Raw genomic sequence first — 26,825 nt, 5'->3', positions numbered from 1 at the left:
TAAGCGAATATATAAAACCATCAACCCACCGCCAGAGCCCGCCGTTCAAGGGCTCCGGCGTAGTGGAAAAAAACCGATGCCTTTCCCGCATTGAAAGTATTCATCCAAGGCATGGTTTTTCGCCGTCAGAAGTCGTATCGACCGGTCACGCCCAGCGTTCGCGGTGTGCCGAGCAAGCCTTCATAACCACCATTGGCGGCCGTCCACAGCGTCGTGTAGTAGGTTTTGTCGAAGGCGTTTTTCAGCCACAACGAAACGTCCCACTGCCCCTGGTTGAAGTCGCCGCGAAGGCCGGTGGACAGGTTGACCACCGCATAACTCGGGATCTGCCCAAAGTCGGAATCCTCCACCGTGCCCACCGCTTTGGAGCGAAACGCATAGCTGGCGGTGACGTACTCTTCGAAGCCGTTGCTCAGGTTCCATTTGTATTCGCCGTTGGCGTTGCCGATCCATTTCGAAGCACCGACTACTTGATGGCCGCTGAGGTCGCAGGACGCTGGAGCACCCGGCGCCAGGCTGACTTCCGGCGGGCACGGCGCATCCTTGTAGGAGAGGTAACTGACGTCGTTGTACGAACCATTGATGTTCAGCGTCAGGCCGCGCAGCGGGATCAGGGTGCTTTCGAACTCCACGCCACGAGAGCGCACCGAGCCGGCGTTGGTCAGGAACTGCACGCGGTTGACGTCGTCGTAGGCGTTGGTCTGGTAGCCGTTGACCTGGGTCCAGAAAAGGTTGGCGTTGAGTTGCAGTCGACGGTCCCACAGGGTGCTCTTGAAACCGAGCTCGGCGTTGTTGGCGCGCTCGGTGCCGATCAGCAGCGAATCGGCACCGGCCACCGGTGCAGTGCCGACGGCCAGGTTGACCCCGCCGGATTTTTCGCCGTGGGACAACGTGGCGTAAGTGAGCAGGTCGTCGGTGAGGCGGTAGCTGAGGTTCAACAGGCCCGAGGGACTGGAGCTGTACTGGTTCAGATCGCCGGAATCGAAGACGCCGGCGCGAGCACGTCGAGCCGCAGCCGCCGCACCGGTGACCGCTGCACCACCGGCCGGTGCATCACGGGTGACCCTGGCGTTTTTCTCTTCATAGGTGCCACGCAGCCCGGCGGTGAAATCCAGACGCTCAGTCAGGTGCCAGGTGCCTTGGGCGAACAGCGCGAAGCTGTTGGTTTCGATATGTCCGTTGCCAACACTGTCGATGTTGTTCAAAGCACCGTTTGGCGTGCCGTTCCAGATGTCCGCTTGCGGGCCGTAAAAGGTGAAGGATTTGTTGTCCAGATCGGAACCGAAGTAATAGGCGCCGAGCACGTAATCGAAGAATCCACCGGCAGGCGACGCCAGGCGAAACTCCTGAGAATACTGCTTATCCTCCACCGAAACGCCGGCGTTGCGGAAGGCGGTTACGTTCAGGCCGTCATCGTTGCGCGGGGTGAAATTCCACCAACGATAGGAGCTGATGGAGGTCAGGGTGAAGTCGCTTGGCAGCGTCCAGTTGGCCTCGACCGACGTGCCGCCCTGATGCACGGTGACGTGCTGGTCGTTGTTCAGGTTGACCTTGCGGTGCGTGCCGTCAACCAGTGTCGCACCCGCCGCATTGGCCCGCGATTGATAGAGATTGAAACCATTGATGGTCGGCCCGGTGTTGAACAACACCCGGGTGCCGGCGCTTGAGTCTTCCTCGTTGTAGTCGCCGATCCAGCGCAGGTTGAATGACTCGTTGGGCTTGAACAGCAACTGGCCACGGAAGCCATCGCGCGAGCCGCCGTTCAAATTGTGACCATCGAATTCGTTCTTGATATCGCCATCGCTGCGGGTGCGATACGCGGAAAAGCGTCCGGCGAGTTCGTCATTCAGTGGGCCGGAAATCGTGCCCTTGGTCTGGAAGTATCCATCCTCGCCCACCGACGATTCGATGCTGCGTTCCGGGGTAAAGGTCGGTGCGCGGGTGCTGATGTTGATCACGCCGGCCGTGGTGTTCTTGCCGAACAAGGTGCCCTGCGGACCACGCAGTACTTCGAGCTGCTCGATGTCCATCAGGTCGAATACGGCCATGCCGGGACGGCCAAGGTAAACGTTGTCGATGTACAGGCCGACACTGCCTTCCAGGCCATCGCTGGCCGGGTTGTTGCCCAGGCCACGGATCGACACGCTGGACTGGCGCGCATGCATGTAGGCGACGTTGACGCTGGGCACCAGCTGCTGCAGATCCTGGATGCGATAGACCCGCTGGGTTTCCAGGGTCTGGCCGCTGACCACGCTCATCGGCGTCGGCACATCCTGCGAACTTTCTTCGCGGCGACGAGTGGTGACCGTCACGGTTTCCAATTGTGCACTGTCGGCCGTGGCGGTCTTGGCAGGTGTGGATTCAGGGGTAGCGCTTTCGGCCGCATAGCCTTGGGTCCAACTGGCGCTGCCTGCCAGCAACAAGGCCAGTGGCAGGCGTTTGAGCCGTTGGGGTGAAGAGGTTGAAGCGACGTGCAACGGACTCATAAGGCGGGGTTCCCGATCAAAGTATATTCTTTGTTGCTTGCCAGGCCGCCATCGCGGGCAAGCTCGCTCCCACAGGGGATCTCCAGTGTTCACACGGTCAGTGTGGGAGCGAGCCTGCTCGCGATAGCGTCAGGTCAGACGCCGTCGATATCCGGCCCTTTCACCGTCTGGCTGACCTGCCCATTCACACCTACCGCTACCTCGCCCTTGAGCGTCACCCGGCGCACGATGCGGTCCTGGGTCCCGTAGTCATCCACCGCGTAATGCTGGGTGGAGCGGTTGTCCCAGATCGCCACATCGCCAGCCTTCCAGCGCCAGCGCACGATGTTTTCCTGGCGGATCACATGGCTCTGCAACAGACCGAACAGGTGCGCCGAATCGGCCTGGGAATAGCCCTTGATGCGTTTGACGAAATGCCCCAGCAACAGGCTCTTCTCACCGCTGATCGGGTGCACGCGGACCACTGGGTGCTCGGTCTCGTACACGGTCGAGGTGAAGATCTTGCGATAGCGCTCCAGCTTCTCGGCCGAGACGTCAGGCCGGGTGCCGGCGTAGTCGTATTCGTTGCTGTGCACGGCGACCAGTTTGTCGGCCAGTTCACGCAGCTCCGTCGACAACCCGTCATAGGCGGTGGCAGTGTTGGCCCACAGGGTGTCGCCGCCGAAAGCCGGGGCCACCACCGAGCGCAGGATCGAGGCTTTTGGGTAGGCCTCGACGAAGGTCACGTCAGTGTGCCAGGAGCTGGCTCGCTGGCCCTCGGCACCGTCCAGCTCCAGCAGAAAACGCGTGCCTTCGCGCACCGGTACGGTCGGGTGCGCCACCGGTTCGCCGAGCAGGTGGGCGAACGCCTCCTGGCGTTGATCGTCGAGCTGGGTCTGCTCGCGGAAGAAGATCACTTTGTATTGCAGCAGTGCCTGTTGAATGGCTTCAACAGTGGCGGCATCCAGCTCGCCGGAAAGCTGTACGCCACGGATTTCAGCACCGATGCGACCGGCCACCGGATGGATTTCAAGCGCGTGAACAGCGGGTTGTACTGCGAAAGCGGCATTGCTCATGGGTAGACCCTCATCAGACTGCTTGCGGTTGAACCGGCCGCGAAACACTGCTCTATCTATATTCTATTTGGATCTAATAGATATCTACATGCTTCGTTGACGGAATAAGAGGTTGCATTTAAAACCTCAGTCAACCCTCGTCGCAAATGCCTTCGAGCTATTTTTAGGATGCCGGAAAAGCATATGGATCTTCGCCAGTTGCGTTACTTCATCGCCCTCGACGAACACCGCAGTTTCGTGCGTGCGGCCGAGGCCATGGGCATTACCCAGCCTGCCTTCAGCCGCAGCATTCAGGGGCTCGAACACGAGTTCGGCTGCGTCCTGGTGGACCGTGGCAACAAGGATCTGCGCCCCACCCCCGAAGGCCTGGTGGTGCTGCAACATGCCCGCAGCCTGGTGCAAGGCGCGGCCCTCTTGAATGCCGAAGTGACGCAGATGACCAAGCTAGATGCCGGCGAACTGCGCTTTGGTTGCGGCCCGGCACCTGCGGTGAAACTGGTGCCGGATGCGGTGGCGCAATTCATCAACGCGCACCCGAAAGTGCGCACCTGTTTCGAGGTGGATAACTGGGAAAAACTCAGCCGTGCGCTGAGCCGTGAGGAGATCGAATTCTTCATCGCCGACATCCGCCATTTCGAATCCGACCCGAACTTCCAGACCCAGGCCCTGACGCCCAAGCGCGGTGTGTTTTTCTGCCGCCCCGAGCACCCGCTGCTGGCCAAGGAGAGCCTGTCGACCAACGACATGTTCGATTACCCGCTGGCGACCACGATGATCCCGCCAGGCATTCGAAAGCTGCTGGCGAACCTCAGTGGGCGGGTGGATTTTTCACCGAGCATCGAGACCGAACATTTCCCGGCGCTGGTGAAAGTGGTGCTGCAATCGAATGCGATTGGTGTGGGAACTGAAGAAGCGTTTGTTGAAGACATCGCCCAGGGTTCACTGGCGTTACTGCATTGGCGCAACCTGCCGCAGAACATCGAGAGCATGAATGCACGGTGCGGGATCGTCAGCCGCACCGGGTTCCGCTTGTCACCGGCGGCGCGGGCGATGATCGAGACGTTGGTGGCGGTGGACAGGCAGCAGATGGCCGTGGCCGTTTGATGTCTTTGTGGCGAGGGAGCTTGCTCCCGCTCGGCTGCGCAGCAGTCGCAATCCAGTCAACTGAACTCAGTTGAATGCATACAAGGATTGGGACCGCTTCGGCGGTCAGCGGGACCAAGCTCCCTCGCCACAGGTAATAATTTAAAGGCCGGCAGCAGCTAACTCCGGCGCCACCCAATCGCTCACCTTGAACGACTTGCGAATCAGCCTCTGCTGCGACGCCAGGTCCACGGCATCCTGCAATTTGCCAAGGAACACCGGGTCAAGCGTCGAGGGGAAAACCTCACTCAGTTTCTGATCCTTCAAATCCTGAGAAAGAATTACCGGTGGATAACTCGCCAGCCCCGACACCAACTGAATGTAGGCGTCCTTGTTGCTGTCCCGGGTCAGCCACTCCACGGCCTGCTGTTGGGCCTTGAGCAGTTTCGCCACCGCCTCCGGATGCGCATCGACAAACTTCCCGGTCCCTATCAGCACCGCCTGCACGCTGCCGGCGCCGCCCAGGTCCTTGGTATTGAGCGGCAACTCGGCCAGCCCCTTGGCTTGCAACGCCGTCAGCCCGGAACCGCCCCACGAGGCGTCGATCTGCTTCGCCGCCAGCGCCGCGACCGCCGCGTTGAAGTCGAGGTTGATGACTTTCACATCCTTCTCGCTCAACCCCTGGCTGGCCAGCGCCGCATCGAAGGACAACTGGCTGGCGGTGCCACGGAAGATGGCCACGCGTTTGCCCTTGAGGTCCTGCAGGGTCTTGATCCCCGAACCCGGCACTACGCCGAGGTAATGCTTCACCCCGCGCGCCGAGGCGCTGAGCAGTCGCGTATCCAGGCCATTGGACTTGCCGATGATGGCCGCCAGATCGCCGAGGTAGGCCAGGTCAACCTGACCGTTGGCGAACGCCTCGTTGATCACCGGGCCTGCGCCCTTGAAGAAGCTCCACTGAATTTTGATGCCTTGATCAGCGAAAGCCTTTTCGAAGATCTGTTGATCACGCAGTACATCCACGACACCGCCACCACTGTGCTGGGTCCCCGCACTCAGGTCCGGCACGGCGATGCGGATTTCCTTGAGCTCATCGGCGTTGACCGTGAAAGCCAGCAGCCCCGCCAGGGCCGGTGCGGCGAACAGACTGATGACACGTTTGAAGGGAAGGTTCATGGGTGCGGCTCCTTGGGGCAACGGGCGTTGAGGAGCCGAAAGTAGACCGAAGTGGAACCAACATTTAAATACTATAAATTCACATTTTTAGATCGTTTAGATCTATATCAACGCATCCGGGCCTCTTGGCCAGGTATGCAGGAACGGCATCGAAAATATTCTTCGAATGCATTGGATGCAGCTGAGCTGGAGGCCTTAAATGGCTTTGCTTATCTCTCAATAGCATTGAATTGAATTTTTATAGATCGATTTTGCATACACCGACAACGGAGGTCATCCATGGCCCGTGTTTCCCTTCTCAGCCTGCCGCTGGCCGCGCCACCACTGGAAAACCAGCGCCTCTGGCCCAGCCTGAATCGTCGGCTGTTGCCTTGGTTGCTGCCGATCACCCTGTTCACACTCTGGTGGCTCGCCAGCCGCAATCACTGGATGAGCGAGCAGATCCTGCCGGCGCCGAGCCTGGTCTGGAGCAGCGCACTGGAACTGTCCCAAGGCGAGTTGTGGAGCCACTTGTGGATCAGCCTGCAACGCTTGTTCTGGGGACTGCTGGCCGGGATCAGCGCAGGTGCTGTGTTGGGTGCGGCGCTGGGTTTCAGTCGTCGACTGGAGCGTCTGGTATTTCCAACCTTCGCCGGGTTGGCGCAAGTCCCGACCCTGGCCTGGATTCCGTTGTTCATGGTGTTTTTCGGCATCGGGGAAGTGCTGAAACTGGTGGTGTTGATCAAGGCCATCGTGGTGCCGGTGACCCTGCATGCGCTCGTCGGCGTGCGCGACGCACAACCAAAGCTGCGCGAAGCCGCTGCCGTGTTGCGCTTGCCCAGGCACCTGTTGATCCGCCGTCTGGTGCTGCCTGCCGCGCTGCCGGCATTCATGGCCGGTGTGCGCCTCGCGCTGGCCGCCGGCTGGACTTCACTGCTCGCTGTCGAGCTGCTCGCTTCCAGCGAAGGCATCGGCTACCTGATGGTCTGGGCGCGACAGCTGTTCATGCTCGACATCGTGTTCGTGTGCATCGTGGTGATCGGCTTGATCGGCGTGGCGATGGATCGCGGCATCGGCCTGCTGGACAGGAAACTGGTGCACTGGCCCCACCCGGCTACCGCCGAAATCCGTCGCGGGCCGCGTTATCAAGGTTGGCAGCGATTGCAACCGTGGCTGCTGCCATTGGCGCTTCTGGCCTTGTGGCAACTGGCCTCGGATCAGCAATGGATTGACGCGAACATTCTGGTCAGCCCGCTGGCCGTCCTGCACACCACCTGGAATGGCCTGCTCGACGGCACGCTGATTGGCGGCATGGCCCTGAGCCTGGGCCGAACCCTTGGCGGATTGCTGCTCGGTGGCGGGCTCGGGTTTACCTTGGGATTGCTGCTGGGGTTGTCGCGCACCAGTGAACGCGTGCTCGGCCCAACCCTCGCCGCTATCCGCCAGATCGCCATTTTCGCCTGGGTGCCGCTGCTCACCGCGTGGTTCGGTCTGGGGGAATTGGCCAAGTGGGTGTTCGTTGCCCTGGCCGCCTTTTTCCCGCTGTTTATCGCCACCCAACGCAGCGTCGCCCACCTGTCGCCGCAACTGAACGAGGCCGCGCAGGTGTTGCGCCTGAATCTGCGCCAGCGCCTCGGTCGACTGGTGCTACCGGGCGCTGCGCCGGGGATTTTTGCAGGGCTTCGGTTGAGCCTGATCTACGCCTGGCTCGGCACCATCGGCGCCGAATATTTCATGCCGTCCAACGGCGGCATCGGCAGCCAGATGATCGGCGCCCAGCAACTGCTGCGCATGGACCTGATCATGGCCGGCATGCTGCTGGTGGGCCTGACCGGTGCCCTGCTCAACCTCATTGGCCAACGCCTGGAAATCCGCGCCACTCGCTGGAGACACGCATGAACGCACCGATTGTCAGCTTCAATCACGTGGGCAAAACCTTCGACGTCGACGGCTTCACACTTGAGGCCATTCGTGAATTCAACCTGGACATCGCCGAGGGCGAGTTCGTCGCCATCGTCGGCTCCAGCGGTTGCGGCAAATCCACTTTGCTGCGGCTGCTGGTGGGCCTCGATACGCAGTTTCGCGGGCAGATCAGCGTGGACGGAAAAGCCGTCACCGGCATCGGCGGCGAGCGCGGCATCGTCTTTCAGGAACACCGTTTGTTCCCGTGGCTGAGCGTGGCCGACAACATCGGCCTGGGCCTGGTCAACGAGCCACTCAGCGCTGCACAAAAGCACAAGCGCATCAGCGATTTTATCGAATTGGTGGGCTTGAGCGACTTCGCCCGCGCCTATCCGCACCAGCTCTCCGGCGGCATGGCGCAGCGCGTGGCCATCGCTCGTGGTCTGGTGACCAGCCCACGGATTCTGCTGCTGGACGAGCCCTTCGGCGCCCTCGATGCGCTGACCCGCCAGCAGATGCAGGACGAACTGCTGGCGATCCGCGCCCGGGCAAAAATCACCACCGTGCTGGTCACTCACGATGTCGAGGAAGCGATCTTCCTCGCCGACCGCGTGGTGGTGATGGAGCCGCGTCCGGGGCGGATCAAGCAAGTGGTCGACATTGCCCTGCCCCATCCGCGCCAGCGCAGCAGTTTCGACTTCCACCAGCTGCGCGAAGAACTGCTTCACGAACTCACCAGCGACGATCACTACCAGCCCCCCGTGCCGGTGCAGGTCCGCGATCTGCCGTTGTCCTTCATTGCCTACTGAAAAAGGAAAATCTTGATGCCGCAACGTCCCAACTTTCTAGTGATCCTGGCCGATGACCTGGGCTTTTCCGACCTCGGCGCTTTCGGTGGTGAAATCAACACGCCGAACCTCGATGCATTGGCCAACAATGGCCTGCGCCTGACCGATTTTCACACCGCACCAACCTGCTCGCCGACCCGCTCGATGCTGCTCACCGGCACCGACCACCACATCGCCGGCATCGGCACCATGGCCGAAGCATTGACCCCGGACCTGATCGGCAAACCGGGTTACGAAGGGCATCTGAACGACCGCGTGGTGGCCCTGCCCGAGCTGCTGCGCGAGGCCGGTTATCAGACCTTGATGAGCGGCAAATGGCACCTGGGCCTGACCGCAGAACGGGCGCCTCACGCCCGGGGTTTCGAGCGTTCGTTTTCGCTGTTGCCCGGCGCCGCCAACCATTACGGCTTCGAGCCGACCTACGATGAAACGACGCCACGGCTGCTGAAATCCACCCCGGCGCTGTACATCGAAGACGACCAATTCATCGATGAGCTGCCCAAGGATTTCTATTCCTCCGATGCCTTTGGCGACAAGCTGCTGCAATACCTCAAGGAGCGCGACCAGACCCGGCCGTTCTTCGCCTACCTGCCGTTTTCCGCGCCGCACTGGCCATTGCAGGCGCCGGCCGAGGTGGTGGAAAAATACCGCGGGCGCTATGACGCCGGCCCTGAAGTGCTGCGACTTGAGCGCCTGGAAAAACTCAAGAAACTGGGGCTGATCGAGGCCGATGTCGAACCGCATCCGTTGATCCAGTTGACTGCACAGTGGGATGCCCTGAGCGATGAGCAACGGCAAATTTCTGCGCGGGCCATGGAGGTTTACGCGGCGATGGTCGAGCGCATGGACTGGAACATCGGGCGCGTCGTCGATTACTTGCGCCAGCAAGGGCAACTGGACAACACCTTCATCCTGTTCATGTCCGATAACGGTGCCGAAGGGGCGCTGCTGGAGGCCTTTCCGAAATTCGGCCCGCAGTTGCTGACCTATCTCAACCAGCATTACGACAACAGCCTGGACAACATCGGCCGCGCCAACTCCTACGTCTGGTACGGGCCGAACTGGGCGCAAGTGGCGACCGCGCCGTCGCGGTTGTTCAAAGCCTTCACCACCGAGGGCGGGATCCGTGTTCCGGCGCTGGTGCACTACCCGCAGCTGCCGCTGAAGGGCCAGATCAGCCACGGTTTCGGCACCGTGATGGACATCACGCCGACCATTCTGGATCTTGCCGGCGTGCGCCATCCGGGCAAGCAATGGCACGGCAAACCCGTGGCGGAAGTTCGCGGCAAGTCGTGGCTGGGGTTTCTGTCGGGCGAGACGGCGCAAGTGCATGACGAGCACACCGTTACCGGGTGGGAACTGTTTGGGCGACGGGCGATTCGGCAGGGCCAATGGAAGGCGGTGTACATCCCGGGACCGGTGGGGCCGGCGACCTGGCAGCTGTATGACCTTGGCAGTGATCCGGGGGAGATTCATGACCTGGCGTCGAGCCAACCGCACAAGCTCAGTGCCTTGATCGAGCATTGGCAGCGGTATGTGGATGAGACTGGGGTGATATTGAGTGAGTCGCCGTTTCAGCCAGACTAAACATTACCCCCTGTGGCGAGGGAGCTTGCTCCCGCTGGGTCGCGAAGCGACCCCCTTATCCCGAAAACGAAGGGGGCTGCTACGCAGCCCAACGGGAGCAAGCTCCCTCGCCACAAGTACGAGTCAGACTTGAGCGGTTTGTGTCCTAACACCTACCGCCTCTTCCTTGCGCTCAAACCGGTTGGCCCGCGCAAACGTGCCGAAATCATTGAACCGCACACCCATCTCGCGCATCACCTTGTGCCCCACCCGCACGGTCAATTGACGGATGTAGAACGGTTCCTTCACCACAAAGTGATGGATCCCGTGGCTGCTGCCGAAGTTGAAGCAGAACGCCTGCAACGGCCACAGCCACCAGGCGTTCAGCACCTGGCACTGCTGCATCACGTTGCCCGGCTCCACGTCACCGTAGTAGTGCATGTTCGAGCTGATGAAGTGCAGGCAGAACGTGCGCAACACGTTCGGGCCGATGATCACCACCGCCGCGATGTCGATCACCTGCATCACCGACAACGTCGTTGCCGACCATTCGATCGGTGCGCCCATCAGATGCGCAATGCCGTTCGCTGCGTGGAAGCCGAGAAACACGTACCAAGTACCCCAATGCATCAGCGCCAGCGGTGCGTAGACCTTCAGGGTGCGCTGGACGATGCTGATCTTTTGCGCCCAGGTCTTAGCCCGCAGCATGCGGATGAACGACGACATCATGTTGTCGCCAATCATCAAGAATCGCGCGATGCCCCAAGGTTCGCCGTTGGTGATGGCGCGTTCTTCCATGTCGGTTTCAGAGCCCGACACCTTGTGGTGATTGAGGTGCAGATGGCGGCGAATCCACGGGTTGATGGTGCTTGGCCGCGCCAGCCACACCAACCCCATCATCAGGTTGTGCAGCACCTTCCGCTTGCGGAAGTACATGCTGTGGATCAGGTCGTGTTCCAGCTCATGGGTCAACGAGGCGAAAAAAGCGTTGAGCAGCAGGCACGCCCACCATGCCATGTGCCCGCTCACGTAGAGCGCCGCCGAACCGACCATACCAGCGATGGCGAAGGCCAGAATGCCCGCGCCGAGGGCGTCCTGATGCTTGAGAATCGGGTATTGCTCGCGCAACTCGACACCTCTGGCCAGCACCACTTCACGGATATGGGCCGATCGTTGAGCTGCATTCAGTCGTTGGGGGCTTGCAGAAGTACGGTCCATGCTTCCATCCTCTGGTTATTGATGGTTGCATCCTGCCTTGCGAACCCTCGCAACGCGGTAGCCGAGAACGCCAACCTGTTGACTGGAAGCGCCAATCAGCATGACTGAACCGACCTCCCTCGCCAGCTGGACCCGCGCCCTGCGCAAGCAACTCGATGCCTTGGGCATCGACAGCACCGCCCTGTGCCAGCAAGCGGGGCTCGACCCGCAACTGATGGACGACCCGAACGCGCGTTATCCGCTGTCGGGCACCACGCACCTGTGGAATCTGGCGGTGCAGGCCAGCGGCGACCCGGCGATTGGTTTGCGGGTTTCGCGTTTCGTCAGCCCGACTACCTTCCATGCGCTGGGTTATGCGTTGGTCGCCAGCGGCAGCCTGCGGGAAGTGTTCGAGCGCATCGTGCGCTATCACCAGGTAGTCAGCGATGCCCTGGAACTGGAACTGACCCGCGCCGAAGATCGCTACTGTTTCCGCCTGAAAATTCCGATGGGCAACCCGGCCCCGGCCCTCGAAGCCATTGATGCGTTCATGGCGATTTACGTGCGCACCTGCCGCAATCGCCTGGGTCGCGACTACGCGCCGCTGGCGACCTACCTGCGCCGCCCGGAGCCGGCAGACGCGCACCAATGGCATAAAGTCTTTCGCTCGCCCGTGCACTTCGGCGCCGACGAGGACCGGCTGGAATTCGCCCTCATCGACTTCGACAGCCACCTGGACGACGCCAACCCGGAGTTGGCCGAACACAACGAAACCGTGCTCAAGCGCACCCTGGCGCAACTCAAGCTGCTGACGTGGGAACGCAAGGTCCGCGATGCCATTGAAGAACAACTGCCCGAAGGCGAACCCAGCGCCGAACACATCGCCAAGGCCCTGCACCTGAGCCTGCGCAGCCTGCAACGGCACCTGGCCGATGAAGGCTGCCGGTTCGACACACTGCTCAACGAAAGCCGCGAAAACCTTGCGCTGCTGCACCTGCGTGACCCGCAATGTTCGTTGAGCGAGATCAGTTATCTGCTCGGGTTTGCCGACACCAGCAGCTTCAGCCGCGCGTTCAAGCGCTGGACGGGGATGACGCCTGGGCAGTTTCGGGATGGGTTGCGCTGATCAGCCTTTGACCAGACTGCGCGCAATACCCTCGTTCCACTGCTCCAGCATCGCCTCTCCAACCTCGGCAAAGGCACTGTTTGCCTTTATGTGATGGCCCATCTCGCCCATCGCCATTGCCATCCCATGGATGACCTGTTGCAGCAATTCGTTACAGCGCCCCTCGGTCAAATTGCAGGCGGAGCGACCAAATCGCATCAGCATTTTGTGCTTGGGCCACGCCTTCGATCCGCCCAATAGCAAAGCCATGCTATCGGTCTTGATGTAGACCGACGTGGTGATGATGTCGTAGGCAGGTGCCAGGCTGATTGGTGCATCGACACCACAGTCTTCGTAAAGAACGCCAAAGTTCTTGAGGTGCGCGTCGCCATTTTTCAGACCCGATGACAGCGCGACGATTTTGAAAAACGACTCCAGTGCCTGATTGAGCAAAGGCGGAGAAACAAAGGCTTTGATCTGCTTGGCCGCACCTTCGTACGAACCATCGTATTTGGCTTTTGATGGCCAGGCATTGAGCACGCAGAAGTCCTCGAACCCCAGGTAACCTTTTTCATTCAGGTCGAAGCGTTCAACGATCAAAAACTTGCCGTGCTCACTGAGTTCAAACTTCGGCACCTCAAGACCCGAATGCAACGCCGCCCGCATGCAGAAATATTCATTGGCAGCGAGCTCCGGGTATTGCTCAGGACGAAAGGCCTTGACCAGATGCGTCGCCCCCCGGTGGGACAATCGATCGATGGTTGACGCGCTGTCACGCACCAGTACCTTCGGCTGTACACCGGAAACGCCTGAGTACTGGCCATAGGTCTGCAAGAGGTCCTCGAACAGACCTTGCGCACCATCATGTACAAGTAAGTCCGCCAGGCTGGTTTCAGGTGGCTGGTCGCCCGGACCCTGGGCCTTTGAAATGCCGACTCTTCCGAGCTGGTGCGGGCCGACGATGGCAAGCATCGAAAAATCGTCAAACCCTCGGACGGCCTTGCTGAAGCGACGAGTCAATTCATCGCGCAGGGCGCCTTCAGGCAGATTCATTTCAAAAACCGGTGGAACGCCCGACTCCCACGCGTAGCTCTCCAGCCGCACCGGCATGGTCAACGAGACGGCGTTTTGTTCGGGCGCGTTTTCGGCGTAGGCAAACACGGTATCAACAGGAGACTGACCACGGCCAAGGACTCCCACCGCACTGTTGGAAACGCTGATAGCCAGTCGATCCTTTTCCTGTGGCTCATCCATGGAAATCCACCTTTTTCAGGGTGTCCAGCGTCGGCCGCTTCGACTGTCGCGGCACGGCAGTCAGCTCATAACCGAAGCCATTGAGGATCGCCTCGACCTTGCGCAGACCAATTTCGGAGAGGGTGTTGTTTTCGATGCCGGAGATCGTCGCCCGGCTCATTCCGTATTGCTGTGCCAGTGTCTGCTGGGAGAGTTTTCTTTCCTTGCGTAAGGTTCGGATCAGCTTGCCAAGGTTTTCCATTTCACCACCGCGCATCGTATACAGTGCATAATTTATCAACTTAACGATTATGCATTGTATTTAGTGCAGATCATGATTGAAGTCCAGCTACATTTGCTGACGCCCCCCCCTACCGGGCATCAAACCATCGCCAATACCCGCAACCGGGCAGCATCCAGGATTTCGATTTCGCCGTAACTCAGCCCGATGACCCCCTGCCCCTGCAACTCCTTGAGGATCTGGTTGGTGGTCTGGCGTGACAGCGACAACATGGCGGCAAGCTGCTCCTGGGGCAGTTGCAGGACGCGGCGCGGTGGGGCGGTCTCGCCATAGCCTTCGGCGATCATCAGCAAGCGGTGCGCCAGCCGTGCCGGGGCCGGCAACAGGCTCAGTTGTTCGAGGTTGATGAAGGTCATGCGCAATTTCTGGCTCATCAGCAACGCCAGTTGCCGCCAGTGCTGCGGATGCTCATCGAGCAGCGCCAGCAAGGTGTTCTGGGGGATGTGCAGCAGCGTGCACTGGCCCGCGCCGTAGGCATCGTGGGTGCGCGGCTGACCGTCGAACAGGCAGATTTCGCCGAACCAGTGCGGCGGCTCCACCAGGCTCAGCAATGCTTCCTTGCCCTGCTCACTCACGGCACCGACGCGCACCGCGCCTTCAAGCACCGCGTACAGGCCGCAGGGCGGATCGCCACGTTTGAACAGCCGCTGACCCGGTGACAGGCGCCGCAGCCTGGCCGCCGACAGCAGGCTATCCTGAAGGGAAACAGGCAAATGGCTGAACCACTGACCGCTCATCAGGCGTGGACGCCAGACCTGCATATCCATGAAAACTCCTAGAGATTGTCGCCTGGCTGACAGAGCGGGAAGTGACCCCCGGGGCATGATCAATCACCCCACAGGAGAACAACAATGAAAAACCTCGTCGACCACCTCAGTCAATACGCCGCCTACCACCGTGACCCGCGCAACATCGCCTCGCACTTTATCGGCATTCCGCTGATCGTGGTGGCCGTCGCGGTGTTGCTGTCGCGGCCCGAATGGTCGCTGGGCGGCGTGTGGATGTCACCGGCGGTGCTCGTCTCACTGGCATCGGCATGGTTTTACCTGCGCCTGGAGTTGCGCCTGGGCGTGTTGATGACGGTATTGCTCGGTCTGTCGGTGTGGGCAGGCCATGCGCTGGCGCAGCAAAGCACGCTGGTCTGGCTGGGCAGCGGCGTGGCGATGTTCGTGATCGGCTGGGCGATCCAGTTTGTCGGCCATCACTACGAAGGGCGCAAACCGGCATTTGTCGATGACGTGACCGGGTTGATTGTCGGGCCGTTGTTCGTGGTGGCCGAGCTGGCGTTCATGCTGGGGATGCGGCATGACCTGAAAGAGCAGATTGAGGCGCGGGCGGGTGAGGTGCGGGTCAATCCGAAGCGTGCGGCTGTTTAGATTGCAATCGCGAGCAAGCCCGCTCCCACAGGAGATCTACGGAGTACATAGAATCCCTGTGAGAGCGAGCCTGCTCGCGAAGCTTTTGCTTTAGATGTTGGCAACCTTCTGCCAGACCTTCGGCTTGAAGAACAGCGTCTCGCCCTTCGCCAACCCGACCAGACTGTCGTGATCCTTGACCACTTCGGCTTCGATCAGATCGCTCTGCCCTTCGACCTTCAACGTCACCCGCGTCGTCGCGCCCAGCGGTCGAATATCGCGCACTTCAGCCGCGTGGTGATCTTCCAGTTCATGGCGTGACAGCGACACCTCGTGCGGGCGGAACAGCACGTGCTTGTCTTCGCCCAGGTGCAGTCGGTTCGAATCACCGAGGAAGTGATAGACGAAATCGCTGGCGGGGTTTTCGTAAACGTCACCCGGTGAACCGATCTGCTCGATCACACCCTTGTTCATCACCACGATACGGTCCGCGACTTCCATCGCTTCTTCCTGGTCGTGGGTCACGAACACCGAGGTCAGGTTGATGTCTTCGTGCAGGCGCGCCAACCAGCGGCGCAACTCTTTACGGACCTTGGCGTCGAGGGCGCCGAAAGGCTCGTCGAGCAGCAGCACTTTCGGCTCCACCGCCAGCGCTCGGGCCAGGGCAATGCGCTGGCGCTGACCGCCGGAGAGTTGCTCCGGGTAGCGATCCGACAACCAGTCCAGTTGCACCATGTTCAGCAGTTCGTGAACTTTGGTTGCGATCTGACTTTCGCTCGGACGCTGGTTTTTCGGCTTCATGCGCAGGCCGAACGCGACGTTGTCAAACACCGTCATGTGGCGGAACAGGGCGTAGTGCTGGAACACGAAACCGACGTTGCGATCACGCACGTCGTGGCCGGAAACGTCTTCACCGTGGAACACGATGTTGCCCTGGTCCGGGGTCTCCAGGCCGGCGATGATCCGCAGCAGCGTGGTCTTGCCGCAGCCCGACGGACCGAGCAACGCGACAAGTTCGCCGCTCTGGATGTCCAGGCTGATGTTGTCCAGCGCCTTGAAGGCATGGAAGTTCTTGCTGACGTTACGCACTTCGATCGACATGAATTATTCCTCCGCGGCGCTGGCGCGCAGGCGGTTAATACGGTTTTCGCTCCACTGCTTGAGCAGCAGGATGAAGAGCGCCAGGATCAGCAACAGGCTCGCCACGGCGAACGCGGCCACGTGGTTGTATTCGTTGTAGAGGATCTCGACGTGCAACGGCAAGGTGTTGGTCACCCCGCGAATGTGCCCGGAAACCACCGACACCGCACCGAACTCCCCCATGGCCCGCGCGGTACACAACACCACGCCGTAGATCAGGCCCCATTTGATGTTGGGCACAGTGACGTGCCAGAACATCTGCCAGCCGTTGGCCCCGAGCAAGCGCGCAGCTTCCTCTTCCTGAGTGCCTTGTTCCTGCATTAGCGGGATCAGTTCACGGGCCACGAACGGCACGGTGACGAAAATCGTCGCCAGCACGATGCCCGGCAGGGCGAAGACGATCTGGATGTCGTGATCCTGCAACCACGGCCCAAACAGGCCCTGGGCGCCGAACATCAGCACATAGACCAGACCGGCGATCACCGGCGACACCGAGAACGGCAGGTCGATCAGTGTGACCAGCATGCTCTTGCCGCGGAACGAGTACTTGCTCACGCACCATGCGGCGCTGACACCGAACACCAGGTTCAACGGCACCGAAATCAGCACGGCGATGACCGTGAGCTTCAGCGCCGACAGCGCGTCCGGCTCAAAGATCGCGGTGAAAAACGCCCCGAGGCCGAGCTTCAGGCCCTGGGACACCACGATGAACAGCGGCAACAACAGGAACAGCGCAAAAATCAGCCAGCCAAGGCCGATCAGGATTCGCCGCGAAGTCGCACTGCCACGACGGGCAGCGTTAGAGGAAGCGGCAGCAATAGACGATTGGGACATGGGTGCGCCTCCTTATGGGGTTTCGATGCGCCGCTGCAACAAGTTGATCAGCAGCAACAGGACGAAGGAAACCACCAGCATCAGTACACCAATGGAGGTAGCGCCGGTGTAATCGTATTGGTCGAGCTTGACCATGATCAGCAGCGGCAGAATCTCGGTTTTCATCGGCATGTTGCCGGCGATGAAAATCACCGAACCGTACTCGCCGACCCCACGGGCAAAGGCCAGAGCGAAACCGGTCAGCCATGCCGGAAGCAGTGCCGGCAACAGGATATGGCGGAAAACCTGCAAGGGTTTTGCTCCCAGGCACGCTGCCGCTTCTTCCACTTCACGGGGGATATCCGCCAATACTGGCTGTACGGTACGTACTACGAATGGAAGTGTCACAAAAGTGAGGGCAAGGGTGATGCCCAGAGGGGTGTAGGCGATCTTGAAACCCAGATCCGCTGCAAACTGACCGACCAGACCGGTAGGGGTGTACAACGCCGTCAGTGCAATACCGGCCACCGCCGTGGGTAACGCGAACGGCAAGTCGATCATTGCATCGATCACTTTTCGTCCAGGGAAGGTATAGCGCACTAATACCCAGGCCAACAGCGTGCCGATGATGCCGTTGATGATCGCGGCACACAGGGCGGTGCCGAAGCTGAGCTTCAACGCCGCCAGCACCCGTGGCGCCGAGATGATTGCCCAGAACTGATCCCAGGTGAGTTGAGCGGCATGCACGAACATTGCCGCCAGTGGTATGAGCACAATCAGGCTGAGGTACACCAAGGTGTAGCCCAGCGTCAGCCCGAAGCCGGGTATGACGGGGGAGATACGACGCGACATAAAAGTCCTTGGTTGAGAACGCACTGAGCCCCGGAGGTGAATCCGGGGCTCGTTGATGGCTATTTAAGATTACTGCGCCTGATAGATCTGGTCGAACACGCCCCCGTCATTGAAGAATTTCGGCTGTGCGGTTTTCCAGCCGCCGAAGTCCTTGTCGATGCTCACCAGCTCCAGTTTCGGGAACTGCTGGGCGTACTTGGCGGCCACATCCTTGTCACGTGGACGATAGAAGTTCTTCGCCGCGATTTCCTGGCCGGCCGGGCTGTACAGGTGCTTGAGGTAGGCCTCGGCGATCTGCTCGTTGCCCTTTTTCTCGGCGTTCTTGTCGACCACCGCCACCGGTGGCTCGGCGAGAATCGACAGCGAAGGCACGACGATATCGAACTTGTCGGCGCCGCCCTCTTCTTTCAGGGCCAGGAAGGCTTCGTTTTCCCAGGCCAGCAATACGTCGCCCTGACCGTTGTTGACGAAGGTAATGGTCGAGCCGCGAGCGCCGGTGTCCAGCACTGGCACGTGCTTGAACAGGGTTTGTACGTATTCCTTGGCCTTGGCTTCGTCGCCGCCATTGGCTTTCAGGCCATAGGCCCAAGCCGCAAGGAAGTTCCAGCGCGCACCGCCAGATGTTTTCGGGTTCGGCGTGATCACCGAGACGTCATTCTTGACCAGGTCGCCCCAGTCCTTGATGCCTTTAGGGTTGCCCTTGCGCACCAGGAACACGATGGTCGAGGTGTAAGGCGTGCTCGCTTCCGGCAGGCGTTTTTGCCAGTCGGCCGGCAGGGATTTGCCGAGCTTGGCGATTTCGTCGATATCACCAGCCAGGGCCAGGGTCACGACGTCGGCCCGCAGGCCATCGATCACCGCCCGGCCTTGCTTGCCCGAACCGCCGTGGGATTGCTGGACCTTCACGGTGTCGCCTGCGTGATCTTTCTGCCAGAACTTGATGAACTCGGCGTTGTAATCCTGGTACAGCTCGCGGGTCGGGTCGTACGACACGTTGAGCAGCTCGTAGTCCTTGGCAACGGCGGAACCGGCAAAAAGGGCGCTGGCCAGGGCGGCCAAAGCGAAATAACGAATCGACGACATGGTGAAAGCTCCTGGAATTCTTGGTGTGTTGGCTTTTTCTTATGGGATATCGCGTTGCCTGATTCGCCTCAGCCCGGCTTGTTGCCCGGCTGCTGCAAACGGAATTTTTCTTTGCGCTCGATCTGCACCACCTGGGCGTTGTGCACGGTGATTTCCACGGCGCCAAAGCGCAGATCGCGCAGGGCACTCTGGATTTCACGCAGGATGGTGGCTTCGTCTTGACCGTCGACGCTACGCAGGGATGCGCTCATATTGCTGCTCCTTCAACTGAGAGGTTGCCTCGCAGTGTCGGCACTGCTTGCGGCTTGAGAGCAATACTAGAGAGGTGTTGATATTCTTAAAAAGACTATTTAAGAATGTTTATATAACCAGAAGAGATTACTTGAAGGGACAAGGGCTTGAGGTGAATCACCCTCTTTCAGACACACCAAAAACCTGTGGGAGTGAGCTTGCTCCTACAGGGATTTTGTAAATCAGGCGATGACCGGGGCATGAGCCCAATCCAGCTGCAGCGCCGGCACCGGCCGCCCGAACCAGTAACCCTGACCCAGATCACACCCCTGCTCGAGGAGGAAAGCCGCCTGTTCGACCTGCTCGATCCCCTCGGCATGCACCTGCATGCCCATGCTTTGTGCCAAGGCAATGATCACCCGTGAAATCGCCGCATCGTCCTCATCCCACGGCAACCCGGCGACGAAGCCCTGGTCGATTTTCAACTTTTGCACCGGCAGACGCTTGAGTCGCAGCAGAGATGAATAGCCCGTGCCGAAGTCGTCAATGGCCAGGCGCACACCCAGCTCGCGCAGGCGATGCATCTGTTCCAGCGCGACTTCCGCGTCTTCCATCACCGCGCTTTCAGTGACTTCCAGCTCCAGAAACGCCGGTTCCAGCCCGGTTTCGCGCAAGACCTGCGCCACCTGCTGGTACAGCTCACGACGGGCGAACAGACGCGAAGAAACGTTGACCGCGACGAACGACAACACCACCCCCTCCTGCTGCCACTGGCACATCTGCCGGCATGCCTGCGCCATGACCCAGGCATCGATTTCAGCAATCAGACCGGTTCGTTCGGCGACCGGAATGAATTCCGCCGGCGACACCAGGCCCCGCTGCGGGTGCTGCCAACGCACCAGTGCCTCGACGCCAATCAGGCGACGGGTCTTGAGGTCGTGAACCGGCTGGTAATGGACCCGCAGCTCTTGCCGGTCCAGGGCGCGGCGCAATTCGAAGGCGATCTCGACCCGTTGCTGGGCGTGGGCCGTCAGCTCTTCGGTGTACAGGGCATAATCATTGCGCCCCGTGCTCTTGGCCTTGAACAGTGCAGAGTCGGCATTACGCAACAGTTGCTCGACGCTCAAGGCATCGCTGGGGAACAGACTGATGCCGATGCTGGTGTTGATGAACAATTGATGGTCATCGATTGAGAAGGGTGCTTTGAGGCCGTCGATGATCCGCTGGGCCAACGCAGCGGCCTGAACCAGTTGCGGACAGCTTTCGGCGAGCACGGCGAATTCATCTCCGCCCAGCCTGGCCAGGGTGATGCCCGGGCCGAACATGGCGCCCAGGCGCTCGGCCACAGCTTTGAGCAACTGGTCGCCAATGGTGTGCCCGAGGCTGTCGTTGATCATCTTGAAGTGATCGAGATCGATCATCAGCAGCGCGCAGCCACGCTTGTGGACCTGTGCCGAGGCCAGGGCCTGTTCGGCGCGGTCGGTGAACAGCAGGCGGTTCGGCAGGTCGGTCAGCGGATCGTGGTGCGCCAGGTGCATCAGCTCGTGTTCGGAGTTCTTGATTGCACTGATGTCGGTAAACACCGCCACATATTGGCTCGGCCGGCCGAAATCGTCGTGGATCAGGCGGATCGTTTGCCATTGCGGGTAAATCTCGCCGCTTTTGCGCCGGTTCCAGATTTCCCCACTCCACTCCCCGACACTGGCGAGCGTGGCAAACATCACCTGATAGAACTCGGGGGAATGTCGCCCGGACTTGAACAGATTGGGCCGCTGCCCCAGTACGTCCTCACACCCGTAACCGGTGATTTCCATAAACGCCCGGTTCACATGGACGATCACGCCTTCCCGATTGGTGACCAGCACGCCTTCGCGGGTGCAGTCGAACACGGCCGCTGCCTGGCGCAAGCGCATGCGGTCGGCATCGCGTTCACGCAGCTTGGCGCCGATACCCAGACACCGCAGCAACCGCGCACGGGCAATGAAGATCAACCCGGCGCTGAACAACACCCAGACATAACCGTTGATCAGTTGCCATCGCAGTCGCTCGGCAGAGCTATCGAAGAAACTGTTCAATAAATAGCCACTGATCTGCAGCCAAACCACAGAAAGCAACAGATAGAGCAGCGCTGCGCGCAAGGCATCGCGATAGGTGGCAGACATCCGGCGATCCATGTCCCTACAAATAGGTTGGAATTATAGTTTAAAGACACATCCAGCCACTCTTATCTGAAAGGGCGACTGGTTTTCTGTGTGGGCTTAGTGATAATGCAACGGCTGTTTTTTCTTTATCGAGGGCCCTACAGCCTATGTGGTACGAAGGTTTTCTTGGCTTGTCGCCCTGGTCGCTGGTAGCAGTCACCCTGCTGATGACCCACGTCACGATCATCGCCGTCACGGTCTATCTGCATCGTTACTCCGCCCATCGCTCCCTGGAGCTGAATGGGGGGCTCAAGCATTTCTTCCGTTTCTGGCTGTGGCTGACCACGGCGCAGAACACCCGCGAGTGGACCGCCATCCACCGCAAGCATCACGCCAAATGCGAAACCGTCGATGATCCGCACAGCCCGGTCATCAAGGGCTTGTCCACGGTGCTGCGCAAAGGCGCCGAGTTGTACCGCGCCGAAGCGGAAAACCCCGAGACCCTGCGCATCTACGGCAAGAACTGCCCCGAAGACTGGATCGAGCGCAACCTCTACAGCCGCTACCCGCTGCTGGGCATCGCGATCATGGGCGTTATCGACCTGCTGCTGTTCGGCACCATCGGCATCACCATCTGGGCCATCCAGATGATGTGGATCCCGGTGTGGGCTGCCGGCGTGGTCAATGGCCTGGGCCATGCCATCGGCTATCGCAACTTCGAATGCCGCGATGCGGCGACCAACCTGGTGCCGTGGGGCATCCTGATTGGTGGCGAAGAACTGCATAACAACCATCACACCTACCCTAACTCGGCAAAATTGTCGGTGAAGAAGTGGGAATTCGACCTGGGCTGGGCGTGGATTCAAGTCTTCAGCTTCCTGCGCCTGGCCAAGGTTCAACGGGTTGCGCCGATTGCCCATCGCGTCGAAGGCAAGGGCAACCTGGACATGGACACCGCCATGGCGATCCTCAACAACCGCTTCCAGATCATGGCCCAGTACCGCAAATTGGTGATCGGCCCGCTGGTCAAGCAAGAGCTGGAAAAGGTCGATCACTCGGTACGTCACCAGTTCCACCGGGCCAAACGCCTGCTTTCGCGGGAGACCAGCCTGCTGGATGACAAACACCACGTGCGCATCCAGAACATGCTCGAGCACAGTCAGGCGCTGAAGGTAATTTACGAGAAACGCCTGGCCCTGCAGCAGATCTGGGTCAAGACCAGCTCAAATGGTCACGACATGCTGGCGGCCATCAAGGACTGGATACACGAAGCCGAAGCCAGCGGGATTCAGTCCCTGCGAGAATTCGCCGATCAGTTGAAGACCTACTCGCTGCGTCCTGCCGCTGTCTGAAAAAACCTGTGGGAGCGGGCTTGCTCGCTCCCACAGGGTTATGTGGTGTGACTGTAATATCGCGCCATCAGTACCGCCCGGCGGGAGCCAGCTCCCTCGCCACGAAAGGCGGGAACTTCATCTGAAAAGCCCTATCTCAAAGACACTTCGCCATCCCCGGCGGGCTTGATGTTGGCCGCGATCGCGCGCGGCATGCCCTTTGAGATTTGTGTCGATGGCCCAAAAGAACCTGCAAGACTCATCTCCGTCACATTGGCCCGAGGCCGCGCAGACCCTGATAGCGCTGATGCACGCCCAAGGCGAAGTCGCACGCCTGAGCGAACGCGATCAGTTGTTCAACACCTTGCTAATGAGCGTCAACGCGGTGCTGTGGGCATTCGATTGGGAAACCCGCCAGGTGCTTTACGTCAGCCCCGCCTACGAACGGATCTTTGGCCGTTCGGCTGATCTGCTGCTGGCCGACTGCAATCAATGGCGCGACAGCATTTACCCTGACGACCTGGACTATGCCGAACGCAGCCTGGCCGAAGCGCTGGACAAAGGCGCCGTCGAAGATCGCGAGTATCGAATCATTGCCGCCGATGGCCAGGTGCGCTGGCTCAGCGACAAATGCTATGTCAACCGCCAGGCCGAGCCGGGGCAGCCGGTGATCATCGTCGGCATCGCCGAAGACATCACCGACAAGAAGCGGATGGAAACCGAGCTGCATCGCCTGGCCACCACTGACGCCCTGACCCAGAGCAGCAATCGCCGGCATTTCTTCGAATGCGCCCATCGCGAGTTCGCACACGCCCGGCAACGGGGCGAGCCGCTGTCGTTCCTGATGCTGGACATCGATGACTTCAAAATCATCAACGACACCTACGGTCACCAGGAAGGCGACAACGTGTTGCAACGCATCGCCGAAAGCGGCCGCGCGGCGTTTCGCCGTGGCGACCTGTTCGGGCGCATTGGCGGTGAGGAGTTCGCAGCGGTGTTTCCCGGCTGTACGCCGCAGATGGCCCTGCAAGTGGCAGAACGCTTGCACCAGCAGATTCAGCGATTGCGTTTCACCCATGAAGGCCAGACGTTCGGCATCACCGTCAGCCAGGGCCTGACCAGCCTGACCGCCACGGACGAAAACGTGGAGAGCCTGTTTTCCCGGGCGGATGCCGCGATGTATCAGGCCAAGCGCGAGGGCAAGAACCGGATTGTCACTGCCTGACAGGCCACCACAGGGAATCGCGTTCGCCCTCATTTCTTGCGCAAACGCATCAACTCCGGCAAGCCGATCTTGAGCAACCGCGCCGTCCGGCTCTTCGCCAGCTCCTCGATGCCCTCATGCTCGGTAAGGCGGGCCATTTGCGCCGCCATGTTCATCACCAGCGCTTCGCGGGAGTAAACCCCGCCACCGAGCTGGTAGACCGCCGCAATCAGTTCCCGCAACTCCAGTGGCAGGCGCCAGCGCGTGCGCAGGGCCGAACCATAGGCCGCGCCAAATTCAACCAGCGCTTCGCCCACTTCCTCCAGCTCGTCCAGTTCGCCACCGGCCTGCTTCCATTCCTGCAAACAGCGCAGCAACGCCAGATCGCCGAGACGATGCAACATGCCGGCGCAATAGCAGCGCTCCTGATCCAGATCGAGCAAGCGCGCCAGAGTGCGCGCGTATTCGGCGGTGTGCAGTGACAGATCCCAATAACGCTCGGCATAGTCGGCCAATTGCGGGTCACTGAGTCGAGCACTGCGTTTGAGCGCCAGCCCGAGAATCAGGTTCATGCTCTGCCCGGTGCCCAGGCGATGCAGCGCCTGGGACAGGGTTTGCACAGCTGCGCCGTGGTGCTGGGCCGCACTGTTGGCAGCGGCGATCAGCACGGCCGTGACCTGCGGATCGGTGCGGATTTCGTCTTCCAGCACCGTCAGGTCGAGGCCATTGGGATTGAGGCTGCGCTTGACCGCCACTTGTACGTCGGTCATCAGCGGGGCGCCGTCGGCCAACTCCCGGCGACGCTCCAGAAACACCGACAACGTCATGCCCGGTGCCAGCGACGGCACCTCGCACGAGACTTCTTCGCCAGCGTTCAGCAGCAACCCCTGCAACCGATGGGTCAGGCTTTCCATATTCAGTGGCTTGGTCAGGTACGCGGCCGGCGCCAGCGGCAAGGCCTCGCGCACACTGGCACTGTCGTTGCGACTGCTCATGAGGATGAAAGGCAGCGGCGGGTTGCGTTTGCGCTGACGAACGTTGCGCAGAACATTCAGGCCATCGACGCCCGGCAACTCCCAGTCGGCGATGACCAGGTCATAGGGGTTGGCGGCCAATAGTTCCAGCGCTTGCTGGCCATCGGCGCACAAATCCAGCCGCGCATCGCAGCGTACGTTCAACAACACTTCCTTGAGCAGATCCCGGGACCAGGGGTCGGCCTCGGCAATCAGGACTCTTGGAACGGCGGGTAAAATGACAGTTGTCATACAGCTCTCCCTGGCAATGCAGGAACCTTAGCCAATGCTGGCCATTCGATACAGCGCTAATGCACGGGATGTGTTTCAAGGGGCATAAAAAAACCCGCCGAAGCGGGTTTTTTGTGGATCAGGTCACACTGGGGATCAGAGCTCGGAGAAGCACTCTTCGATGATCGCCAGGCCTTTGTCCAGTTGCTCGTCCGGCGAGGTCAGCGGTACCAGGACGCGCAGAACGTTGCCGTAGGTGCCGCAGGACAGCAGGATCAGACCCTTGTCGCGAGCCTTGGCCACAACGGACGCCACGGCTGCGGCGTTCGGCTTGTGGCTGTCGCCGTTTTCGAACAGCTCGACAGCGATCATCGCGCCCAGGGCACGGACTTCTCCAATCACCGGGTACTTGGCCTGGATGGCCTTCAGGCCGGTTACCAGACGCTCGCCAACAGCCTTGCAACGATCCAGCAGGTGCTCTTCTTCGAACACTTCCATCACGGCCAGGGCCGCGGCGCAAGCGATCGGGCTACCGGCGTAGGTGCCGCCCAGGCCGCCTGGAGCGATGGCGTCCATGTATTCGGCCTTGCCGCACACACCGGCCAGCGGGAAGCCGCCAGCGATGGATTTGGCGAAGGTGGTCAGGTCGGCAGCAACGCCCATCTGTTCCATGGCGAAGAACGTACCGGTACGGCCAGCGCCAGTCTGTACTTCGTCAGCGATCAGCAGGATGCCGTGCTGGTCGCACAGGGCACGCAGACGCTTCATGAATTCTTTCGGAGCGACGTAGAAACCACCTTCGCCCTGAACCGGCTCGATGATGATCGCGGCGATGTCTTTCGGCTCGGCGTCGTTCTTGAAGATGCGTTCGATGGAAGCGATCGAGTCGTCGATGCTCACACCGTGCAGTTCGTTCGGGTACAGCGCGCGGAAGATGCCGCCTGGCATCAGGCCCATGCCGGCCGAGTAAGGCACGACTTTACCGGTCAGGCCCAGGGTCATCATGGTGCGACCGTGGTAGGCGCCGGTGAAGGCGATCACGCCGGCACGGCCAGTGGCGGCACGGGCGATCTTGATGGAGTTTTCCACGGCTTCGGAGCCGGTGGTTACCAGCAGGGTTTTCTTTTCGAAATCACCTGGGACCTTGGCGTTGATTTTTTCGCACACTTCCACGTACGGCTCGTAGGCCAGAACCTGGAAGCAGGTGTGGGTCAGCTTGTTCAGCTGCTCGGTCACGGCGGCGATGATTTTCGGGTGCACGTGGCCGGTGTTCAGCACGGCGATACCGCCGGCGAAGTCGATGAACTCACGACCTTCAACGTCGGTTACGGTCGCGTTCTTCGCGGAATCGGCGAAGATCGGGTGAATCTGGCCAACACCACGTGGAACTGCAGCGGTACGGCGGGCCATCAAAGAAGCGTTAGTCTTGCTCATACATTCCTCATTCACCGCTCATCGGGCGGCGTGGTTCAAGGATAAAGCGACGGGGAGCAACGGCGG

The 26,825-nt window shown here is 60.5% G+C and carries 23 protein-coding genes; 8 read left to right on the top strand and 15 right to left on the bottom strand.

What is annotated here, in order from left to right; genetic code table 11:
- Positions 1 to 125: 125 nt before the first annotated feature.
- Complete coding sequence (locus tag VC35_RS13660; protein ID WP_046040740.1) at positions 126 to 2,486, bottom strand: TonB-dependent receptor; 2,361 nt, start codon at positions 2,484 to 2,486, stop codon at positions 126 to 128.
- Positions 2,487 to 2,620: 134 nt separating this feature from the next.
- A complete protein-coding gene (locus VC35_RS13655) occupies positions 2,621 to 3,541 on the bottom strand; it encodes a TauD/TfdA dioxygenase family protein (RefSeq protein ID WP_046040739.1) in 921 nt (306 codons plus the stop codon).
- 183 nt (positions 3,542 to 3,724) lie between these two features.
- Between VC35_RS13655 and VC35_RS13650 the strand changes: the two genes are divergently transcribed.
- On the top strand, positions 3,725 to 4,645 hold the full coding sequence (locus tag VC35_RS13650) for a LysR family transcriptional regulator (protein WP_046040738.1): 921 nt from the start codon (positions 3,725 to 3,727) through the stop codon (positions 4,643 to 4,645).
- Between the two features lie 141 nt (positions 4,646 to 4,786).
- Here VC35_RS13650 and VC35_RS13645 read toward each other — a convergent pair whose 3' ends face one another.
- On the bottom strand, positions 4,787 to 5,800 hold the full coding sequence (locus tag VC35_RS13645) for an ABC transporter substrate-binding protein (protein WP_046040737.1): 1,014 nt from the start codon (positions 5,798 to 5,800) through the stop codon (positions 4,787 to 4,789).
- Positions 5,801 to 6,079: 279 nt separating this feature from the next.
- Between VC35_RS13645 and VC35_RS13640 the strand changes: the two genes are divergently transcribed.
- The 3 genes from VC35_RS13640 to VC35_RS13630 are packed head-to-tail and all read left to right on the top strand — an operon-like array spanning position 6,080 to position 10,116.
- Entirely contained in the window at positions 6,080 to 7,678 is a 1,599-nt protein-coding gene (locus tag VC35_RS13640; protein ID WP_046040736.1) for an ABC transporter permease, read from the top strand.
- Positions 7,675 to 8,490 carry an ABC transporter ATP-binding protein gene (locus tag VC35_RS13635; RefSeq protein WP_046040735.1) on the top strand — a complete coding sequence of 272 codons (816 nt, stop codon included), beginning with the start codon at positions 7,675 to 7,677 and terminating at the stop codon, positions 8,488 to 8,490. Before VC35_RS13640 ends, VC35_RS13635 begins: the two co-directional genes overlap by 4 nt.
- 15 nt (positions 8,491 to 8,505) lie before the next feature.
- Positions 8,506 to 10,116: an arylsulfatase gene (locus tag VC35_RS13630; protein ID WP_046040734.1), complete on the top strand. Its 1,611-nt coding sequence runs from the start codon at positions 8,506 to 8,508 to the stop codon at positions 10,114 to 10,116.
- A 123-nt stretch (positions 10,117 to 10,239) separates the two neighbouring features.
- On the opposite strand, the gene VC35_RS13625 is transcribed toward VC35_RS13630, so the two are convergent.
- Positions 10,240 to 11,313: a fatty acid desaturase gene (locus tag VC35_RS13625; RefSeq protein ID WP_046040733.1), complete on the bottom strand. Its 1,074-nt coding sequence runs from the start codon at positions 11,311 to 11,313 to the stop codon at positions 10,240 to 10,242.
- A gap of 100 nt (positions 11,314 to 11,413) precedes the next feature.
- On the opposite strand from VC35_RS13625, the gene VC35_RS13620 reads away from it, so the two are divergent.
- On the top strand, positions 11,414 to 12,418 hold the full coding sequence (locus VC35_RS13620) for an AraC family transcriptional regulator (RefSeq protein WP_046040732.1): 1,005 nt from the start codon (positions 11,414 to 11,416) through the stop codon (positions 12,416 to 12,418).
- Here the strand turns inward: VC35_RS13620 and VC35_RS13615 are convergent, their stop codons facing one another.
- The 3 genes from VC35_RS13615 to VC35_RS13605 form a co-directional block, all read right to left on the bottom strand.
- Positions 12,419 to 13,651, bottom strand: coding sequence for a type II toxin-antitoxin system HipA family toxin (locus tag VC35_RS13615; RefSeq protein WP_046040731.1), 1,233 nt, complete (start codon positions 13,649 to 13,651; stop codon positions 12,419 to 12,421).
- Positions 13,644 to 13,892 carry a helix-turn-helix domain-containing protein gene (locus VC35_RS13610; RefSeq protein ID WP_046040887.1) on the bottom strand — a complete coding sequence of 83 codons (249 nt, stop codon included), beginning with the start codon at positions 13,890 to 13,892 and terminating at the stop codon, positions 13,644 to 13,646. The genes VC35_RS13615 and VC35_RS13610 overlap by 8 nt, the downstream gene beginning before the upstream one ends.
- A gap of 119 nt (positions 13,893 to 14,011) precedes the next feature.
- Complete coding sequence (locus VC35_RS13605) at positions 14,012 to 14,698, bottom strand: Crp/Fnr family transcriptional regulator (RefSeq protein WP_046040730.1); 687 nt, start codon at positions 14,696 to 14,698, stop codon at positions 14,012 to 14,014.
- A gap of 84 nt (positions 14,699 to 14,782) precedes the next feature.
- Between VC35_RS13605 and VC35_RS13600 the strand changes: the two genes are divergently transcribed.
- On the top strand, positions 14,783 to 15,307 hold the full coding sequence (locus VC35_RS13600) for an Mpo1 family 2-hydroxy fatty acid dioxygenase (RefSeq protein WP_046040729.1): 525 nt from the start codon (positions 14,783 to 14,785) through the stop codon (positions 15,305 to 15,307).
- A 90-nt stretch (positions 15,308 to 15,397) separates the two neighbouring features.
- Here the strand turns inward: VC35_RS13600 and VC35_RS13595 are convergent, their stop codons facing one another.
- The 6 genes from VC35_RS13595 to dibA all read right to left on the bottom strand — a co-directional run bounded on the left by VC35_RS13595 (position 15,398) and on the right by dibA (position 21,567).
- Positions 15,398 to 16,387 (bottom strand): sulfate/molybdate ABC transporter ATP-binding protein, encoded by a 990-nt coding sequence (locus VC35_RS13595; protein ID WP_046040728.1) that lies wholly within the window; start codon positions 16,385 to 16,387, stop codon positions 15,398 to 15,400.
- 3 nt (positions 16,388 to 16,390) lie between these two features.
- Positions 16,391 to 17,260 (bottom strand): sulfate ABC transporter permease subunit CysW, encoded by an 870-nt coding sequence (gene cysW / locus VC35_RS13590; RefSeq protein WP_007972954.1) that lies wholly within the window; start codon positions 17,258 to 17,260, stop codon positions 16,391 to 16,393.
- A 12-nt stretch (positions 17,261 to 17,272) separates the two neighbouring features.
- Positions 17,273 to 18,091 carry a sulfate ABC transporter permease subunit CysT gene (gene cysT / locus VC35_RS13585; RefSeq protein WP_007972956.1) on the bottom strand — a complete coding sequence of 273 codons (819 nt, stop codon included), beginning with the start codon at positions 18,089 to 18,091 and terminating at the stop codon, positions 17,273 to 17,275.
- 69 nt (positions 18,092 to 18,160) lie between these two features.
- On the bottom strand, positions 18,161 to 19,174 hold the full coding sequence (locus tag VC35_RS13580; RefSeq protein ID WP_046040726.1) for a sulfate ABC transporter substrate-binding protein: 1,014 nt from the start codon (positions 19,172 to 19,174) through the stop codon (positions 18,161 to 18,163).
- A 68-nt stretch (positions 19,175 to 19,242) separates the two neighbouring features.
- Positions 19,243 to 19,425 (bottom strand): sulfur starvation response protein OscA, encoded by a 183-nt coding sequence (oscA, locus tag VC35_RS13575; protein WP_007975618.1) that lies wholly within the window; start codon positions 19,423 to 19,425, stop codon positions 19,243 to 19,245.
- Between the two features lie 222 nt (positions 19,426 to 19,647).
- Positions 19,648 to 21,567 (bottom strand): phosphodiesterase DibA, encoded by a 1,920-nt coding sequence (gene dibA / locus VC35_RS13570; RefSeq protein ID WP_046040724.1) that lies wholly within the window; start codon positions 21,565 to 21,567, stop codon positions 19,648 to 19,650.
- A gap of 146 nt (positions 21,568 to 21,713) precedes the next feature.
- Between dibA and desA the strand changes: the two genes are divergently transcribed.
- Positions 21,714 to 22,898 (top strand): delta-9 fatty acid desaturase DesA, encoded by a 1,185-nt coding sequence (gene desA / locus VC35_RS13565; protein ID WP_046040722.1) that lies wholly within the window; start codon positions 21,714 to 21,716, stop codon positions 22,896 to 22,898.
- Positions 22,899 to 23,112: 214 nt separating this feature from the next.
- Complete coding sequence (locus VC35_RS13560; RefSeq protein WP_046040720.1) at positions 23,113 to 24,102, top strand: GGDEF domain-containing protein; 990 nt, start codon at positions 23,113 to 23,115, stop codon at positions 24,100 to 24,102.
- Between the two features lie 29 nt (positions 24,103 to 24,131).
- Here VC35_RS13560 and VC35_RS13555 read toward each other — a convergent pair whose 3' ends face one another.
- Both VC35_RS13555 and gabT read right to left on the bottom strand, forming a co-directional pair.
- Positions 24,132 to 25,346: a response regulator gene (locus VC35_RS13555; RefSeq protein ID WP_046040718.1), complete on the bottom strand. Its 1,215-nt coding sequence runs from the start codon at positions 25,344 to 25,346 to the stop codon at positions 24,132 to 24,134.
- Positions 25,347 to 25,481: 135 nt separating this feature from the next.
- A complete protein-coding gene (gene gabT, locus VC35_RS13550; protein WP_046040716.1) occupies positions 25,482 to 26,759 on the bottom strand; it encodes a 4-aminobutyrate--2-oxoglutarate transaminase in 1,278 nt (425 codons plus the stop codon).
- Positions 26,760 to 26,825: the final 66 nt, after the last annotated feature.

The organism is Pseudomonas fluorescens (assembly GCF_000967965.1).
Taxonomy (GTDB): domain Bacteria; phylum Pseudomonadota; class Gammaproteobacteria; order Pseudomonadales; family Pseudomonadaceae; genus Aquipseudomonas; species Aquipseudomonas grandcourensis.
Note: the sequence above shows the minus strand (reverse complement) of the source record. Positions and strands in the feature narration are given on the sequence as shown.